This is a genomic window from Mesorhizobium carmichaelinearum, assembly GCF_900199455.1.
In the GTDB taxonomy this organism is placed as follows: Bacteria; Pseudomonadota; Alphaproteobacteria; order Rhizobiales; family Rhizobiaceae; genus Mesorhizobium; species Mesorhizobium carmichaelinearum.
The window spans coordinates 90366-107997 of record NZ_FZQR01000019.1 but is presented as its reverse complement, the minus strand read 5'-3'; the positions used below and the strand labels follow the sequence as shown (position 1 = coordinate 107997).

The 17632-nt window shown below is 64.6% G+C and carries 11 protein-coding genes and 1 pseudogene; 3 read left to right on the top strand and 9 right to left on the bottom strand.

Going from position 1 to position 17632, the window contains the following annotated elements; all coding sequences use genetic code 11:
- Nucleotides 1-419: 419 nt before the first annotated feature.
- Nucleotides 420-1274 (bottom strand): DUF1194 domain-containing protein, encoded by an 855-nt coding sequence (locus CKW40_RS31490; RefSeq protein ID WP_095203641.1) that lies wholly within the window; start codon nt 1272-1274, stop codon nt 420-422.
- Between the two features lie 175 nt (nt 1275-1449).
- On the opposite strand from CKW40_RS31490, the gene CKW40_RS31485 reads away from it, so the two are divergent.
- Together CKW40_RS31485 and CKW40_RS45635 are read left to right on the top strand one after the other, a co-directional pair.
- The gene (locus tag CKW40_RS31485; protein WP_179298186.1) at nt 1450-6261 is read left to right on the top strand and encodes an nSTAND1 domain-containing NTPase; all 4812 of its coding nucleotides are present in this window, start codon (nt 1450-1452) and stop codon (nt 6259-6261) included.
- 99 nt (nt 6262-6360) lie between these two features.
- Nucleotides 6361-6457: pseudogene (locus CKW40_RS45635) on the top strand (ubiquitin family protein); the annotation flags it as partial.
- Between the two features lie 221 nt (nt 6458-6678).
- On the opposite strand, the gene CKW40_RS31475 reads toward CKW40_RS45635, so the two are convergent.
- The 8 genes from CKW40_RS31475 to CKW40_RS31430 form a co-directional block, all read right to left on the bottom strand.
- Complete coding sequence (locus CKW40_RS31475; protein WP_095203639.1) at nt 6679-7659, bottom strand: ABC transporter permease; 981 nt, start codon at nt 7657-7659, stop codon at nt 6679-6681.
- Nucleotides 7660-7915: 256 nt separating this feature from the next.
- Complete coding sequence (locus CKW40_RS31465) at nt 7916-8887, bottom strand: ABC transporter permease (RefSeq protein ID WP_095203638.1); 972 nt, start codon at nt 8885-8887, stop codon at nt 7916-7918.
- A complete protein-coding gene (locus CKW40_RS31460; RefSeq protein ID WP_095203637.1) occupies nt 8884-10443 on the bottom strand; it encodes a sugar ABC transporter ATP-binding protein in 1560 nt (519 codons plus the stop codon). The genes CKW40_RS31465 and CKW40_RS31460 overlap by 4 nt, the downstream gene beginning before the upstream one ends.
- Before the next feature lie 273 nt (nt 10444-10716).
- Nucleotides 10717-11751 (bottom strand): ABC transporter substrate-binding protein, encoded by a 1035-nt coding sequence (locus tag CKW40_RS31450; RefSeq protein ID WP_095203636.1) that lies wholly within the window; start codon nt 11749-11751, stop codon nt 10717-10719.
- A gap of 181 nt (nt 11752-11932) precedes the next feature.
- A complete protein-coding gene (locus CKW40_RS31445; RefSeq protein ID WP_095203635.1) occupies nt 11933-12847 on the bottom strand; it encodes a sugar phosphate isomerase/epimerase family protein in 915 nt (304 codons plus the stop codon).
- A gap of 133 nt (nt 12848-12980) precedes the next feature.
- On the bottom strand, nt 12981-14525 hold the full coding sequence (locus CKW40_RS31440) for a mannitol dehydrogenase family protein (RefSeq protein ID WP_095203634.1): 1545 nt from the start codon (nt 14523-14525) through the stop codon (nt 12981-12983).
- On the bottom strand, nt 14522-15304 hold the full coding sequence (locus CKW40_RS31435) for an SDR family oxidoreductase (protein ID WP_095203633.1): 783 nt from the start codon (nt 15302-15304) through the stop codon (nt 14522-14524). Before CKW40_RS31435 ends, CKW40_RS31440 begins: the two co-directional genes overlap by 4 nt.
- Before the next feature lie 78 nt (nt 15305-15382).
- Entirely contained in the window at nt 15383-16276 is an 894-nt protein-coding gene (locus CKW40_RS31430) for a MurR/RpiR family transcriptional regulator (RefSeq protein WP_095203632.1), read from the bottom strand.
- Nucleotides 16277-16394: 118 nt separating this feature from the next.
- On the opposite strand from CKW40_RS31430, the gene CKW40_RS31425 reads away from it, so the two are divergent.
- Complete coding sequence (locus CKW40_RS31425; RefSeq protein WP_095203631.1) at nt 16395-17579, top strand: Gfo/Idh/MocA family protein; 1185 nt, start codon at nt 16395-16397, stop codon at nt 17577-17579.
- Nucleotides 17580-17632 lie beyond the last annotated feature (53 nt).

The window sequence follows — 17632 nt, the reverse complement described above, 5'->3', positions numbered from 1 at the left end:
GTGTTGCTGGAGGGGATTGGGAGGATGGTGCGGGGCAAGGCAGGGCATCAACCGACGCTTGCTTAACAGCGGGAGACAGGCTGCTGGGCTCGGGCTCGGATCAGTCAGTTGCGGACCAACACGTTGCGCTCACGCTAATTCAACGTCAGCTTTGCACCTCATACCGGCCATTGAGGTGACTTGTTGCCACTGCCTGAAAGCAGACATTGTTGGCGACCATTCTGGAGGTCGCGGTTGCGCCGTCTCCGGACTTAAGGATCGCCATTGGGACTATAGCGCATCGACCATTCGACGACGTTCACCGCTGCTGGTGGCAAAGGCTGCCCAGGGGTCGCATGCAAACTCAATTTGACTGTTGGCAGCGGTGCGCGAAAGGCATTCCGTTGCTGCCCACCCTCTACATCGCGGACACCCCATCGTCACCGGCCCGGCAACTGAGCGATCATGTTGCAATCGACGGTGCGGTCTGAAGGCGCGGTGTAGGCGGCGTAGATCACCTGACCCATGTTCATGGAGATTTCACGCACCAGCTTTCTACGGACTGCGGTGGCGAACATGGCGGGCTCGTTGACGCCGATTGCAAATGCGTCTGGTCCGCCAATGACGCAGCGCTCGAAATAGGATTGCAGGTTGGAATAGATCGCAAAATTGTCGGCCCCGCCAATGCGGGGCAGTTCGATAGGCAGCCCGTTGATCGTCACGCCTTGCGCGAGAAGAACCTGCCGGATGGGGTCAAGGAGCGCTCCGGTATTGTTGGGTCCGTCGCCGGATACGTCAATAACCCTGCGCGGGCTGCGCAAGCCACTCTTCGCGAACAGATCATTCGCGGCCGACAATGCGCCGGAAATCGACGTTCCGCGGCCTTCGGTCAACGGCAGCGCCGCGAGCCTGTCTGCCAAAGTCAGAGCGTCGTCGAGGCTTTCGACAATTGTCCACGGGACAATGACTGTCTGCTGACGTGGCCCTGCCCACTCCAGATAGAGCACTGCGATTCTGCCCCGCTCTCCCGACTTGATTGCCCTCGCAATGTCCGCATGGCGGAAGGCATCGACGTAGCCGTCGCGTTGCACTCCTTGCTCAACTTTGCTCATCGAGGGCGAGACGTCCACGGCAAGGATCAATTGCAGATCGACTTCGGCCAGGTCGTCCGCCGGACGGTCGGTCGAGTGGGCCTGTGGCGCCATCGCGAAGAACAGAGTGAGCAGGCAGACGCCCGTGAGCCGTAGCACCGGTCTTGCGCCCGCACATCGAGCAATCTGCACCAAGTAGTCCATGGCGAACCTCTCGCTGACAATGCAATTGTCGGTCCGAGGCGTCTCCCGGGTCACGAACGGCTTCCGATCATTCGCCGAAATCTGTGCTCCCCGCCGGTCCGGATGGTGATGACTCTTCGCCGTGCGAAACCGTGCTAAGATCGCAGACTGCGGCTTCGTGCCTGAGGGAACCGGCTTGAATAGCTCGCCGCCCACGACGTTCGTACTCAACGGCGTTACCGCCGATCTGAGCAGCGAGACCTTGCGCGACAAGTCCAACAGGACAATCGCACTTCGCCACCAGACCTTCGCGGTGCTTCGTCACCTTCTGGAGAACGCTGATCGCGTCATCACAAAGGACGACCTGATGAAGGCGGTCTGGAATGGGATAGCCGTGACCGATGACAGCCTGGTGCAATGCATTCACGAGATCCGTGCGGCGCTCAACGACAATCTGCAGGCCGTCGTGCAGACAGTGCCGAGGCGCGGTTACAGGCTTGTCCTTCCCTCAAATGCCGGACCGAGAATGGCCACCATCCTGGTCGCCGAAGTGGCCGCTGAGGGCCGGCCGACAGGCAAGGATGAGCGGATCCCTGCTGCAACTTTCCGAGCGTACAGGCAGATCATCGATCGGCTGCTGGTTCAACATGCAGATCGCGTGTTCTGGAGCGGCGAAGGGAGCGTGGTCGCCGAGTTCACCGGCCCTGTCGAGGCGATGCGGTGTGCGAGCGAGATCCAGCATGACGTCGATAGGCGGAACTGCGAAGTTCCCGCGACGAAGCGCCTGCGCTTCCGCATCGGCGTTCACCTGGGTTATGTCGTCGCCGAGGGCGACCACCTCGCGGGCGAGGCCGTCGAGGTCGCCGCTCATCTGCAAAAATTGTCACGACCGGGCGGGATTTGCGTCACGGAGGCGGTCCACGCCCAGGCTCAAGACCGACTCTCGCTGGAATTCGTCGATCTCGGCGAGCACAAGCTGAAGAACGTCGCACGCGCCTTGCGCATCTACCGCGTACCCCTTGCTTCGGAGGAACCGGTCAGGTCGCCATTTCGCGGTCTCGATGCATTCGAATTCGAAGATGCCGACCTCTTCTTCGGCCGAGCGCGGGCGATTGCTGCCTGCACTGCAAGACTTGAGCAGCAGGCAGCCAGCGGTACGGCATTCCTGCTCATCTACGGAATGAGCGGTTGCGGCAAGTCTTCCCTCCTGCGCGCTGGCCTGCTGCCGTCGTTAACCCGGCCTGGAGCCGTGGCAGGCATATCCTTGTGGCGCCGCTGCCTGATCCGCCTCTCCGAAGGACCCGATGCATTCGCTGTGCTGGCCGCGGCACTGCTTCGCGAAGCTGCCGTGCCGGAGCTGGCCTGCGAAGTCACAGCCGCGGAGTTTGCTCGGCTTTGCAGGAGCACGCCGGATCGGGCACTGGCGATGGTCCGACAGGCTCTTGGCAAGGCCGCCGGGCCGGCCCGTCCGCAGATCAGATTGCTTGTCGCCATCGATCAGCTGGAGGAGCTGTTTACGACGGAGAGGGAGCTGGCGACGCGCGAGGCCCTTGTGCGGCTCATGGCGGCGCTAGCCGCGAGCGGACTGGTCTGGGTGATAGCGGCGATCCGTTCGGACTTCTTTCACCGCTGCGGTGAGGTCCCGGGGTTCTCGGCGCTCAAGGACGGCCTCGCCAGTTACGAACTCCTGCCGCCGACTGGCCCTGAGATCGCGCAGATCATCCGCGAACCGGCGGGCGTTGCCGGACTCCGCTTCGAGGAGAGTGCCGAGTTGGGGCGGCTCGATGATGTGCTGCAGAAGGCAGCAGCTGCCGATCCCGGATCTTTGCCGCTTCTCGAGTTTGTGCTCGACGCGTTGTACGAGGCCGGCCGCGAGCGCCGGGTTCTCACCTTTGCGCATTATCGTGCGCTCGGCGGGCTCGAAGGCGCAATCGCGCGCCGCGCCGATGAAGTCGTAGACTTGCTCGCGCCCGAGATCCAGGAGGCCTTACCCGCGGTGCTGCGCGCCCTCACCACGGCAAATCCGAGCGATGAAACGGTGACGGCACGTCCGGCCCTGCTCACCGAAGTTGCAGGCACTCCCGCGCGATCGGCCCTCGTCAGGGCCCTTATCGACGCACGGCTCCTCGTCAGCGATGAGGACGGCGGGGGGCATGTCTTCGTCCGCGTTGCCCATGAAGCATTGTTGAGCCGTTGGCCGCGCGCCGGTGACATTGTGAATGCAAACCGGAACTTCCTCGCGACGCGCGACCGCCTCAGGGCCGACGCCCACCGTTGGCACCTGGAGAGCAGGAATCGAGAGCTCCTCCTTCCGTCCGGCAAACGTCTCGCGGAGGGCGAAGAGCTGCTGCTGTCAAGACGCGAGGAGGTCGACGATGACGTCGTTGAATACATCGAAGCGTCTTTGCGCGCCCATCAGCAGAGAGAGGAGAAGGACCGGCAGGCAGAGCTGGCACTGATCGAGGCCGCCGAAGAGGCAAAACGCGAGCGCCTGGAACGCGAGGCCGAGCGCCGGAGCCTCGCGGCTGCCGCGGCAAACCGGCTTGCCCGACGTACGCGCAATGCCGCGATTGTGGCGATAATGCTCGCTCTCCTGGCGGGCGTAGGCGCACTGGTCGCCTTCAAGGCGCAGGGGGAAGCAAGGTGGCAACGCGACCAGGCGCTGCGTAACCAGTCTCTTTCGCTTTCGTTTCTGTCGCAGCAGTCCACGGCGACGGGCAACACCGAGGCTGCGATCCTCTTGGCGCTCGAAGCACTGTCCTCGAAAGACCAGTCCGAGCGGCCATATCTCTTTGAAGCGGAGGCAGCCCTCTACAAGGCCCTGCTGGCGCACCACCAGATCAAAATCTTCCGGCATGGCGCCGGCGTTACGGATGCGGCGTTCAATCCGACCGGCGATCACATCGTCACTGCATCCTATGATAAAACTGCAGGCGTCTGGGACATCTCCAGCGGTGCCGAAACTGCAGTTCTAAGAGGTCATGAAGGGGCCGTGGAGAGGGCTGAATTCAGCCCGGACGGCAGCCGAATCGTGACGGCCGCGAGGGACGGCACTGCGCGCCTCTGGAACGCCATCTCGGGAGAACAGCTCTCCATCCTGCAGCCGGTCGGTAATTATCCAACGGCAATCTTCAGCCCGAATGGCAACCAGGTGCTGACGGCGGGGGAAAACAGCGATGCTGTGCTCTGGGACGCCCGGACGGGGAAGAAAGTCCTGAGTGTGGGCAGCGACGGATATGCACGGGCTGACTTCAGTCCGGACGGTCGCAGCTTCGCGACGGCACGTAAGAACGTTGTTTCGATCTGGAACACCGCAGATGGCGCACTGACTCGGTCCATCCGAATGAACTTCCTGCCCTACGGCCTGGCATTCAGCCCGGACGGAAGCCGGCTGCTGGCTGGCCCGTGGTCACCGCTTTCATTCGGCGGTACTTCCTGCCTTTACGATGTGTCGAAAGGGACGGAGATCGCAAAGTTGGCCGGCCACAAGAGCGACACGCAATTGAACGGAGTGATTTTCAGTCACGGGGGTCAGCGAATCGCCACGGTATCACTCGATGGCGCGGCCCGGATTTGGGATGGAGCGTCAGGAACGTTGCATGGCCTGCTCGGCCAGGAGGTTTCGGGTTTGAAGCTGGCCGATATCGCTGCGGATGAACGCGATGGGGAGATGAACGGTGCGTTCAGCCCGGGCGACCGCTTCCTGGCGACCGCTTCGGTCAATGGGCCGATCCGCATCTGGGACGTTGAACGAGCCTCGTTGGTCACGACGATCGCCGGTCATGAATCTTTGGTAGAGCATCTGGAATTCAGCCCGGTTGACAGCAACATTCTTCTCACGGCTTCACACGATGGCACCGCTCGGCTGTGGGATGTCGACGGCGCACTGACGACGACGCTCTCTCATGAATATCGGCCGACCTTCGCGGTCTTCAGTCCCGACAATGTCCACCTGCTGACCGGTGGCGGCGACAGCGTGGCGCATCTGTGGGATGTTGTGAGCGGGCGCGAGATAATCCGGCTCGATACCCATGAGATCGTTCAAAGCGCGACGTTCAGTCCCGATGGTAGACGCGTCGCGACGGCATCTCTTGAGGGCCAGGTCCGAATTTGGGAGGTGGCCAGTGGATTCGAGACCGCCCGGTTCCGATCACATGGCGGCCTGATCCAGATCCAGTTTGGTCGCGATGGCAAATCGCTTGTTTCCGCATCGATCGATGGTACCGCCCAGCTGTGGGACGCGGCGACCGGCACCGAGTTGGCCGTCATCAATACAAGCAGCAAGCTGCCGCAGCCCATTCTTAGCCCTGACGGACGTCTGATCTTCGCGGCCACGGAAGACAATGCGGGCCACCTTCTGAAGGCGGGCGGGGCTGAGCTCAAGCCTCTTGTGGGGCATCGGGATCGCATCACGGCAGCGGCCTTCAACCCCAACGGTCAACTGGTCGCCACGGGCTCACGCGACCACACGGCCCGAATTTGGTCGACCACGGACGGAGCAAACGTCGCAACGCTACAGGGACATACCGACGAGGTGACGGTGGTCGCCTTCAGCCCGGACGGTCAGTCGCTGCTGACTGCCTCACGCGACGGAGCCGTCCGGATCTGGAGCGTCCCTGGCGGACTGGAAAGGGCCGTTCTCAGGGGCCACAGCGGCGCGGTGGACAGTGCCCAGTTCAGTGCCAGTGGTTTGTATGTCGTGACCGCGTCGTCCGAAGATCGCACGGTCAGGCTATGGGCGACGCAATCGGGGCGCCAGATTGCCGTCCTTGCCAGCCAGGACGAAGCGACCGTTCGACCGAGCCTTACACGCGCAGCTTTCAGTACCGACGGCACGCGGGTCGCAATAGTTTCCGGCGAAGAAGGGGTCCGTATCGTTCGCGTCTTCCAGACGCCCAACGACCTCATTGACTTCGCCCGGCGCATGGTGCCTCGCGAACTCACCCCTTGCGAGCGGCGAAGCTTCTTCCTTCCTGAAGACCCTGCAACTGGTGCTTGTCCGGGCTGATGTCGGCAACGGGGTCAGATCTTGCCGCCTGAGCCGGCCGCCGGAAAGGGTAACCCAGCGCCATGAGCGACCCTACCGTCAGAATACGAACTTGTCTTCGCCGTCGCCATCGACGGCGTGATCTATCGCGACACGTTGGCCGAAGGAATTGGCAGAAGGCGCGGAGATTTTCCTGCTGCCGCGTCTTGCGGGCGGATATTGGACAAGCGTCTCGCTGCCATCGACGACAAAGGCTGGCCGGTTACTTGGACTCGAGAAACGGCTCGACTATCATGACAACTATTGCCCGTTCCGCCGGTGAGTTAGGCGGCTTCGATGTCTGCTTTTGGGTCGTCAGCGGAATGGCAGTTTTCTGCTAGTTCGTTGCAGAACCGGAACGCCTGCTTCCGGCTCCACTGCGGCCAGTCAGCTCACCGCCTACCTTTCCTCCACAATCCTTAAATAAGCCGCCGTCACAAACAGCACGATCAGCCCGAACAAAATCCGCCGCGCCCCCTCCGGCATCTGCAGGATGGTCAAGAGCGTCGTCAGCACGGTCAGGATCAGCGCGCCGATGATGGTGCCGGTGTAGCCGCCGCGGCCGCCGAAGATGGAGGTGCCGCCGATGACGGCGGCGGCGACCGAGGGCAAGACCAGCGGTTCGGCGAGCGACAGCGATGGCGCCTTGATCAGGCCGATATAGAGCAGGCCGGTGATGCCGGCGAGCAGGCTTGAGGTGACGTAAAGCGCCGTGATGACCTGCCAGTATTGCACGCCGGACAGGCGCGTCGCGCGTTCATTGTCGCCGACGGCGTAGAGCAGGCGGCCGAAGCCGGTGCGGGCCAGCGTAAAGACGATCAGCGCCGCCAGCGGTACGAACAGCAGCAGCGCGTTGGGGAAGCCTGAGGTGACGCCGGTGCCGAGCCAGGCGAGGAAGCCGGGGATTTTCGCGCCGGACGCAATCACGGTGCGCTGGTAGACCTGCAGGCAGCCGGTGCCGATCAGGCTTGTGCCCAGCGTCATGATCAGCGGGTGGACGCGGAAGACGCCGACGCCGATGCCGTTGACGAGGCCGATCAGCACCGCCGGCATCATCGCCAGCAGGAAGGCGATAGCCGGGTCCTGGCTGACGATCTGCGTCGCCATGATGAAGGCGCTCATCGTCGCCACCGTGCCGACCGAGAGGTCGATGCCGCCGGTCAGCATGGTCATGGTCTGGCAGCCGGCGAGGATCGCGAGCGGGATGGCGAATTTGATGGTGTTGGCGATCCAGCGCTCGTTGACGATGCCGGGGCGCAGGATCTGCAGGATCACCACCAGGATGACGAGCAGGATGATCAGCGGGACCAAAGGGCGGTCGGCCATGAAGCGCTTTATCCGGCGGCCGAAAGGGACGGGGGTGATCGCTGATGTGCTCATGGGGTGGCTCTTGGTGGGGTTTGCCCGGGGCGATAGGCGGGCGAGGATTGTGCTCTACGGCGCCCCCCTCTGGCCTGCCGGCCATCTCCCCCACTAGGGGGGAGATCGGCAGCTTGGGCGCCGGCGCCCTTCTTGCACCTTTGGAGATTGGCGAAAGCGGCGATGACTATCGATCTCCCCCCTCGTGGGGGAGATGTCCGGCAGGACAGAGGGGGGCGCCGTAGGGCGCCGACGTCATCCCGCTTTGCCAGCGTCATCATTGCCGCCCCCGCATCGTGATGAACGCGCCGAACATCACCACCGCCACCATGATGGCGCCTTCGATGATGGCGGTGACGTTGGGGTCGATGGCGAGCAGGGTGAGGTCCGTGCGCACCAGGCGCAGCACGAAGACGGCGACGATGGGGCCGAGCAGGCCGCCCTTGCCGCCGCCGAGCGCGACGCCGCCCAGCACCACGGCGGCGACGCTGGCCAGGAGATAGGGGCCGGGGATGGGGGCGCCGATGCCGGTGCTCATGGTCAGTGCCAGGCCGCCAAAGGCGGCGAACAGGCCCGACAACGCATAGGCGATGATGCGGGTGCGCTTGACCGGCACGCCTGAGCGGAACGCTGCCAGCTCGCTCGAGCCGATGGCGTAGATGGAAAGGCCAAGGCGTGAGCGCCTGAGCGGGACCCAGATGACGCAGAGGCAGACGACCAGCACCAGCAGCGCCTTGGGCAGCCAGGCGTCGATGGCGTCGGGCAGGCCGGGGATCGGCACAGTGCCCGAGATCAGCGCCTTCAGCCATTCGGCGGCGGCGCCGCCCGGCGCGTCGAGCACCAGCAGGGCGGCGCCCTGCAGCACGAACAGCATGGCCAGCGTGACGACGATGTCGGGCACGCGGGTGACGACGATCAACAGGCCGTTGAGCGCGCCGAGGACAAGACCCATGGCGAGCACAAAGGGCACGACCAACAGCGCGTATTCTTCCGAAGCGCCCGCCATCATCGAGGCGGCGGTGACGCTGGTCAGCGCCATCATGGCGGCGACCGACAGGTCGATGCCGCCGGCGATGACCACCACCGTTTGAGCTGCCACCGCGAAGGCATAGGGCAGCACGGCCCGCGCCAGCGAGCCGAAATCGCCGCTGCCATAGCCGGGCTGGATGATCCGGGTGGCGATGAACAGGACGATCAGAAGTGCGAGCAGGCCGATGACCCAGCCCTGGCGGCGCAGGAAATGGCTCATGGCTTCGTCCCCAAGGCGTCGGAAGAGGGCGCATCGGAGGCGGTGGGGGCCGCCAGAATGCCGATATCGGCCTTGGCGCCGCGCGGCAGGCCGTAGGCGGCGCGCATCAGCGCCGGCTCGTCGGCCTCCTCGACAGGAAAAATGTCGACGAGGCGGCCGCCGAAGATGACGATGACGCGGTCGCAGACGCGCTGCACCTCTTCCAGTTCCGAAGTGTAGAACAGCACCGACTTGCCGTGGCCGGCGAGTTCGCGCAGCAGCTTGTAAATCTCCTGCTTGGTGCCGACATCGATGCCGCGCGTCGGGTCGAAGCACAGGATGGTGCGGGCATCCGCCGCGATCCAGCGGGCGATGGTCACCTTCTGCTGGTTGCCGCCGGACAGGCGCTGCACCTCGCCCTGCGCGCGTGTGTCGATCTGCAGCCGCTCGATGGCGCTGAGCACGGTGGCGCGCTCCTTGCGCATGTTGATCGGCCCCCAGTTGCGCAAGGCGGCGCTGAAGGGCAGCGCGATGTTTTCGCGGACCGAGCGCTGCATGGCGAGCGCCTCGGAGCGGTCGCCCGGCACATAGGCGATCCCCGCTCGGATGGCGTCGATCGGGTGCGAAAATTTCACTGGGCTGCCGTCGACGTCGATCGTCCCGCCCGAGGGCCGGATCGAGCCGGCAAGCGCGGCGAACAGCTCGTCCTGGCCCTGGCCTTCGAGTGCCACGACGCCAGCGACCTCGCCATCCCTGAGATCGAAGGAGACGTCGTTGAGCTTGGTGCCGACGCGCAGATTGTGCACGGCGAGCCGCGGCCGGGCAGGGGCAGGCGCTGCCTTCTCGGCGGCGCTGCGAGCGGCGACATGGGTTTTCACGATGCGGGTGCCGAGCATCAGCTCGACGATCTTTTCCTCGACGCCCGGCACGATGTCGACGACGCCGACGGTCTCACCGTCGCGCAGCACGGTGGCGCGGTCGCAGAGCGCTGAGATTTCGACGAAGCGGTGCGAGATGAAGATCACGGCGCGGCCGGCGTCGCCCTGGCGGCGCACCACTTCCAGCACCTTTTCGGCGAGGTTGGCGGGGAGTGCGGCCGTCATCTCGTCGAGCAGCAGCACGTCGGGCTCGACGGCGAGCGCGCGGGCAAGGTCAAGCACGCGCAGCACGGCCAGCGGAATGTCGCGCGCGGTGTCGCGCAGGTCGAGGTCTGCAATGCCGAGTTCGCGCACCCAGGCGCGGAACGGCTCGACCGGCGTGCCGGTGAGCCGCAGATTGGACAGGACGTCGAGATCGGGGATCAGCGACGGCTCCTGGTAGACGGGCAGCAAGCCGGCGCGGCGGGCGGCGGCGGGCGAGCGTATGTCGCGCGCCTCGCCACGGATCAGGATGCGGCCTGCGTTGGCCGATATGGCACCGGTCAGGATCTTCACCAGCGTCGACTTGCCGGCGCCATTGGCGCCCATCAGCGCATGCACCTCGCCCGGCAGCACGGAGAGCGACGCGTTGCGCAGCGCTGCAACCGCGCCGTAGTTTTTGGCGACGCCGGTGGCGTCGAGGAGGGGGCTGGTGGTCAAATCGCTGTCCGCATCAGAACTTCTCTTGCTGGCACTCTACGACGCCCCCCTCTGTCCTGCCGGACATCTCCCCCACGGGTGGGGAGATTGGCTGTCATCTCTGCTTTCGCCAATTTTCAACGTCGCGAGATGAGGGCCGGCGCCGGGACTGCCAATCTCCCCCCTTGTGGGGGAGATGTCCGGCAGGACAGAGGGGGGCGTCGTAGAGTGAAACCTATCTTTGCATGTCGGGGATGGCAGTTCGCCATCCCCGACATGCAATCAAAATGGCTCTTACTCGCCCGGCCCCTTGCACGCCACGATCTGGTCCTTGGTATACGTCGTCCAGTCCGGGATCGAGATCGAGACCGGCCATTCGGGGCTGAGCGACGGGTCGGCGGCGGCTTTCAGCTTGGCCTTGCCTTCGTCGGTGGCGTTTTCCCAGAGCTGCGGCTGGACCAGCACGGTCTGCTGGGCCGGCTTCTTGCCGTCGAGGATCTGCAACGCCAGCGTGACGCCCGCGCCGCCGATCGAGCCGGGGTTGGTGACGGCGGCGCCGACGAGGCCCTTGACCGAGCTCAGCTGGCCGACGAAGCCGGCATTGTCGGCACCGACGATCGGCACCAGCGGCGCCTGCGATTCCACCAGCGCGTCGACGATGACGTTGTCGATTCCGGACGTCCAGATGCCGTTGATCGGCGTTCCCGTCGACAGGAAGGAGAGGATCTGCTGCTTGGCCTGGTCCTGCTGCCAGCCGGTGAAGACTTCCTGCGCCACCTTCACGTCGGGGAATTCGGCCAGCGCCTTCTTGAAGCCTTTGTCGCGGTCGGAGTCGGCCGAAGCACCGGCGGCGCCGCGCATGTAAAACACCTCGCCCTTGCCGCCCATCTGCTGGAACAGCCATTTGGCACCGAGATAGGCATATTCCTCCTGGTTGTTGGAGATGATGTAGGCCGACGGTTCGGTGACCGCCTGGTCGACGGCGACGACGACGATGCCGGCCTTGGTGGCTTCCTCCAGGCCCGCCTTGATGCCGGCCGGATCAGCGGGGTTGACGACGATTGCGTCAACCTTGGCGCTGATCAGGTTGCGGATGTCCTCAAGCTGGCCGGCGGCATCGGTGTTGCGGTGAGCGATGTTGAGTTTGGCCACTTCGCCGGAAGCCAGCGCCTGCGCCTTCATGGCGCAGACCATCTCCTCGCGCCAGCCATTGCCCTGCACGGTGTTGGAAATGCCGATCGTGTATTTGCCAGCGGCGGCCGAGACGCCCACCGAGGCCAGCAAGGCAGCGCCCGCAAGCAGCGGCACCATGGTCAGGATTTTCTTCATTTCAGTCTTCCTCCACATAGTTTTCAGTTTCAGTTCCAAGTCGTTGAGGCATGTCGCTGAGAAAGAGATTCAGGCGGCCCGCTCAACTCGTTGTCCTCCGCATGTCGTTGCCGACCTGCTTTCCCTAGGCATGTCGTCGCCCCAAAACCGCGAGACACTTTTGGGCGACATGCTTTTCCCTTCACTTGACGTAGGGCCGCAGAACGTCGCGGGCGAGCAGAAAACCGCGCTTCACCTGCTCGTCGCTGCCTTCAAACCGCCTGTCCTCGTGTTCGATGATGACCGACCCGTCATAGCCGGCGCGGTAGAGGCCGGAGAAGAAGCCGCCCCAGTCGACATCGCCCAGCCCCGGCATGCGCGGCACCTGCCAGCCTATCCCGGCCGACAGGATTCCGCGCTCGTACAAACCATCATGATCAATCATCAAATCCTTGGCGTGGACATGCAGCATGTAGGGGCCGAATTCCCGGATGAAGCGGGCCTGGTCGATCATCTGCCAGACCAGATGCGAGGGGTCGAAATTCATGCCGACATCGCCGCCCCAGCTCTCCAGAATGCGGCGCCAGATTTGCGGCGAATACGCGATGTTGTGCCCGCCCGGCCACTCGTCATAGCTGAAGATCATCGGGCAGTTCTCGAAGGCAAGCTTGACGCCGTGGTCGCGTGCAAAAACGACGATTTCGGGCCAGACTTTCAGCGCGTCCTGCCAGTTGACGTCGACGGTCTTGGAGGCATCGCCGCCGCAGAAGGTGTTGACGACGGGAACGCCCATATTGGCGGCCAGCACGATCACCTTCTTCAAATGGCCGATCACCGCCTCGCGGTGCGCGGCATCAGGGTGCAGCGGGTTGGGATAGTAGCCGAGGCCGGAGACCGTGAGCTTTTTTTGCGCCAACTCGGCGGCGATTTCCTTGGCCTGCGCGGGGGAGGTGGAAGCGGCGTCGATGTGGCTGGTGCCGGCGTAGCGCCGCGTCGCGCCAGACGTTTTCGGCCAGCATGCGATTTCCAGCGCCTCGAAGCCGGCCGAGCCCGCCCAGCCGGCGACATCGGCAAGCGGCGTCTCCGCGAACGGTGCGGTGAGCAGTCCAAGTTTCATAGCGCCTCCCCAGAGCTCTTCATCGTTTCACGGAAACGCTGAAGAGCTCTCCCTTTGTTTTCGCGCAATTCCGGACGGAAAACCGTTTCACACTTTTCCTGGAATTGCTTCTGTCGTGTCTTCACGGCCATGTTCATAATGCCGATTGTTTGGATCGTTTCAACCTTGCGATCTCATCTTGTTCAAGACTATGCCGGACAGCCGCCATCGGATCGTCCGAAAGCAATTCGCCCAGTGCCAATGTGACGGCCGCGCGAAACGTAGGGTTCGCGGCGAGACCGGGATCGAAAATCGTGTCGATGGCGAGGATGCGGGCGGCAAGCGCTTCAGCATCGCGCCCGGTTTCGTCGGCGATCTCGGCGACCTTGCCGGCATAGGGATCGGAGACCGGCCAGCGCTTGCCGAAGCGGTCCGAGGCAAGGACGAGATAGGCCATCCAGCCGGCGACCGGCACCGAGAGCAGGCCGATGCTCTGGCCCATGGCGAGGCGGTCGCGGATCGGGTTGAGCAGGCGCTGGACGATCTTCTGCGAACCGTCGGTGGCAATCTGGTGGTTGCGGTGGCGGATCGCCGTGTTCTTCAAGCGGCCGAGGCTTTGCTCGACATAGGCGAGAGGCAGGACACCGGGCACCGGCATCAGCGTCGGCAGCGTTTCCTCGACCAGCATGCGCCTGATGAAGGCCGACAGCAGCGGGTCGGCGATGGCATCGAAAGTGTGCTCAAGCCCGGCCAACACGCCGAGCGTGGCGAGCGTCGTCTGCACGCCGTTCAGCACCCGCATCTTGAGATGCTCGAACGGCGTGACGTCGTCGACGAAAGTGGCGCCGACCAGATCCCAGCGCGGCATGCGGCCGGCGAATTTCTGCTCGATCACCCACTGCCGGAACGGTTCGCAGACGGCGACGGCGCCATCGCGGTAGCCGAACCACTGCTCGACGCTGTCGAGGTCATTCTGCGTCACCGCCGGTGCGATGCGGTCGACCATGGTCGAAGGGAAGGCGGCGTTGGCTGATATCCAGTCGGCAAGACCATTGCCGCGCCGTTCGGCAAAGCTCCGCACGACAGTTTCCAGGATGACGCCGTTGGTCGGGATGTTGTCGCAGGAGAGCAGTGTCATCGACCGGCCATGCGTGGCCCGGCGCAACTCCAGCACCCGCGCGAGAATGCCGGGCACGCTACGCGGTGTATGAGGGTTGGCGAGGTCGTGGACGATGTCGGGATGGTCGAAATCGAGCGCGCCGCTCGACGGGATGTGGCAATAGCCTTTCTCGGTCACCGTCATCGTCACCAGTTCGATGTCGGATGAGGAGAGTACGCCGAGCGCCGGCGCGGCGCTGTCCTGGCTGTCCACCACGCGGACAATGCTGCCGATGACGCGGGCTTCGATGTGGCTGTTTTCGCGGATCAGCCTTGTATAGAGCCCGCTCTGCCGGCCGAGCGTTTCGGCGAGGTGAGGCGGGCGGATGTTGATGCCGACAACGCCCCAGCGGTCAAACTGGAGCGCGAGCAGATCGTCGGTGTATTCGGCCTGGTGGCAGCGGTGGAAGGCGCCGACGCCGAGATGCGCCATGCCGGGTGCGAGGGTTTTCCGGTCATATCCAGGTGTTTGGACAGCGGCTGGAAGCCGGTCCAGCAGGTCTGGCCCGAGTGTTTCTGACGATGCCGAAGCCGCGTTCACCGGTTCGCCCCGATCACCGACTGCTCCTGGTCGATCACGGCGCCGGTCATCGGGCCGGCCGCGTCGGAAAGCAGGAAGACGGCAAGGTTGGCGATGTCGTCTGGTTTGAGCAACCTGCCGAAAGCCTGCGCGGCATTGGCGGCGTCGAGCCAGCCCGGGCCGTGGCCCAATGTCTCGGACTGCATGACGCGTTCGGCCGGCGTGTCGGTCCAGCCGACATTGATGCCGTTGACGCGGATGCGGTCGAAGCGGTGGGCGTTGGCGGCGTTCTTGGTCAGCGTCGCCAGCGCGCCCTTGGTGGCGGAATAGACGGCAAGCTCAGGCGAGCCGCAATGGGCGTTGATCGACAGGATGTTGACGATGGCGCCGGGCTCCCCGCGCTTCCTCATGTCGGCGATGGCAGCCTGCATCAGGAAGAACGGCGCGCGCGCATTGACGGCGAACAGCGAGGCCCAGTCGTCGAGATCGGCATCGAGGAAGGAGGCGCGGTCGGTCAGGCCGGCGGCGTTGACGAGGCCGTCGATGCGGCCGAAGCGCTCGATGCAGGCTTGCGCCAGAAGGGCAGGGGTTTGCGGGTCTCCAAGGTCGGCGGCGACGAAGATGGTCGGAGTGCCGATGGCTGACAGTTCCGCCGCCACTGCGTCGCCGCGTTTGCCATCGCGTCCGGTGATCAGCAGCCCGCCGGCGCCGGCCCGCGCCAGCGTCTCGGCGATCGCGCGACCGATGCCTTGCGTCGCGCCGGTGACCAGCACGACCTTGCCTTGCAGATGAAGCTCCATTCCTCCTCCCGGAACAAAGTTTCTATTTTTCAAAATATGGAACGGCAATTCCCGATAGTCAATTGTGCCAGCATCACCTTATGTGCCACGCCGTGCCGCGACGCCTTGGACCAGCGCCATGCCGACCGCCAGCGACGCCGCCAGCGAGCGGAAGCCGGCGAAGTCGGACTCCACCACCTCCAGCCAGCTGTCTGACAAAGGGATCAGCGGGCTGAAGGTGCTGTCGGTGATGGTGACGATGCGGGCCTTGCGCTCATGCGCCACGGCGACGAGGTCGGGCGTGATCGAATTGTAGGGGCTGAAGGAGACGGCCAGCACGGCATCTCGGCCGCCGATGCAGCCGACCTGGTCGAGTGCGGAGGAGCCGACATTGTCGACCAGCACGTTGCGCACGCCTTGCTGCGACAGCGTCAGCGACAGATAGGCGGTGACCGGGAAGGCGCGCTTTGAGCCGATGACATAGATCAGGTCGGCCGCCGCCAGCAGCGTCACCATCGTCTCGAAACGCTCGACGTCGAAGCCCGCCTCGATGCGGCCGAGCGAGGCCTGCGAAGCGCCGACCATGCCATGCAGGAAATGCATGGCGGCATTGGGCTCGGCCTCGGTGCGCGGCTCGCCACGCGCTTCGGGCCAGGAGCCCTTGACGTGCTCCTTGAACAGCCCCTGGAAATCGGAAAAGCCGGAATAGCCGAAGATCTGGGCAAAGCGCACCAGCGTCGAAGGCTGCACGCCGGCCTGCGCGGCCACCTGGGCGATGGTGCCGAGCGCGACATCGCTCGGATGCTGCCACATAAAGATCGCCACCTGGCGCAGCCGCTTGGGGAAATGCACGGTGCCGGAGGATAGCACGGCGCGCAGCTCCTCATAGGTCTGCGGCTGGATATAGCCCAACGCGGCAAGCGAGCGCCCGCGCTTGCGCGTCGCCGCCTCGTCGCTGAGAGATCGTCCCGAAGATTTGCCCGCCCCACTCATGATCTCAGGCTAGCGCGGCACAATCGTATTACAATATGGAAATTGGAAATTGTGTTCGAAAGTGATAGCCGAGCTTGAGGCTTGGCGCGTCGCCAATGATCGGCTTGGAGGAGAAAACATGGTCTACGCAACATTGGACGGGTCGGCGGGCAAGCGCCTGAGGGTTGGCATGGTCGGCGGCGGCCGCAATGCCTTCATCGGCGCCGTGCATCGCCTCGCCATGCGCCTTGACGACCAGATCGTGCTGGTCGCCGGTGCGCTGTCGTCCGATCCGGAGAATGCCGCCGCCTCGGCCGCCGAGATCGGCATCGCGCCCGAGCGCAGCTATGCCGATTACCATGCCATGGCGCTGGCCGAAGCCGCGCGGCCTGATGGCATCGAGGCGGTGGTCATCGTCACGCCCAACCATCTGCACGCACCGATCGCCACCGCCTTCCTTGAGGCCGGCATCGACGTGATCTGCGACAAGCCGCTGTCGACGACGCTTGGCGACGCCGAGGCGCTGGTGGCGCTGGCGCGAGCCAAAAAACGCCGCTTTGTCGTTACGCTGAACAACACCGGCTACGCCATGGTCCGCCAGGCGCGCGAAATGGTGGCGGCGGGTGAGCTTGGCCGGATCGTCTCGGTGCATGGCGCTTATATCCAGGACTGGCTGACCAAGCCGATCGACGCCGAGGGCCAGAAGCAGGCGGAATGGCGCACCGATCCGGCGCGGGCAGGGCAGTCGGCGGTGCTGGCCGATATCGGCGTGCATGCCTTCAATCTGGCGAGCTATATTTCGGGCTGCGAGGCCGAGGCGGTGTCGGCGGATCTGTTCACCGCCGTGCCGGGACGCCGGCTCGACGATAATGCGCATGTGATGGTGCGCTGGACCGATGGCGCGCGCGGCACGATCCTGGCCAGCCAGACCTCGCCCGGCCACTACAATGATCTCTCCGTGCGCATCTATGGCGACAAGGCCGGCCTCGAATGGTCGGGCGGGCGGGCGGAGGAACTGCGCTTCTCCCGATATGGCGAGGAAACCCGCACGCTGGTGCGCGGCGGCCATGGCTCGACCGCCGAAAGCCGACGCGTGTCGCGCATGCCGGCGGCGCACCCGGAAGGCTATATCGAGGCCTTCGCCAATTTCTACCGCGACGCCGCCGACATTATTCGCGCGCATCGCTCTGGTGGCATGGTCGATCCGGCGCGCGCGGCGCAGGTGCCGGATGTTGTGGATGGCGCGCGTGGCGTGAAGTTCGTTGCCGCGGCGGTGGAGTCGAATGCGGCCGGTGGGGCTTGGACGGCGGCGCGGTTCGGGTGAGGGAAGGGTGGCGACCTGTTGGGGGTTGCCGTGGGCGGAGCCAATCGCATATG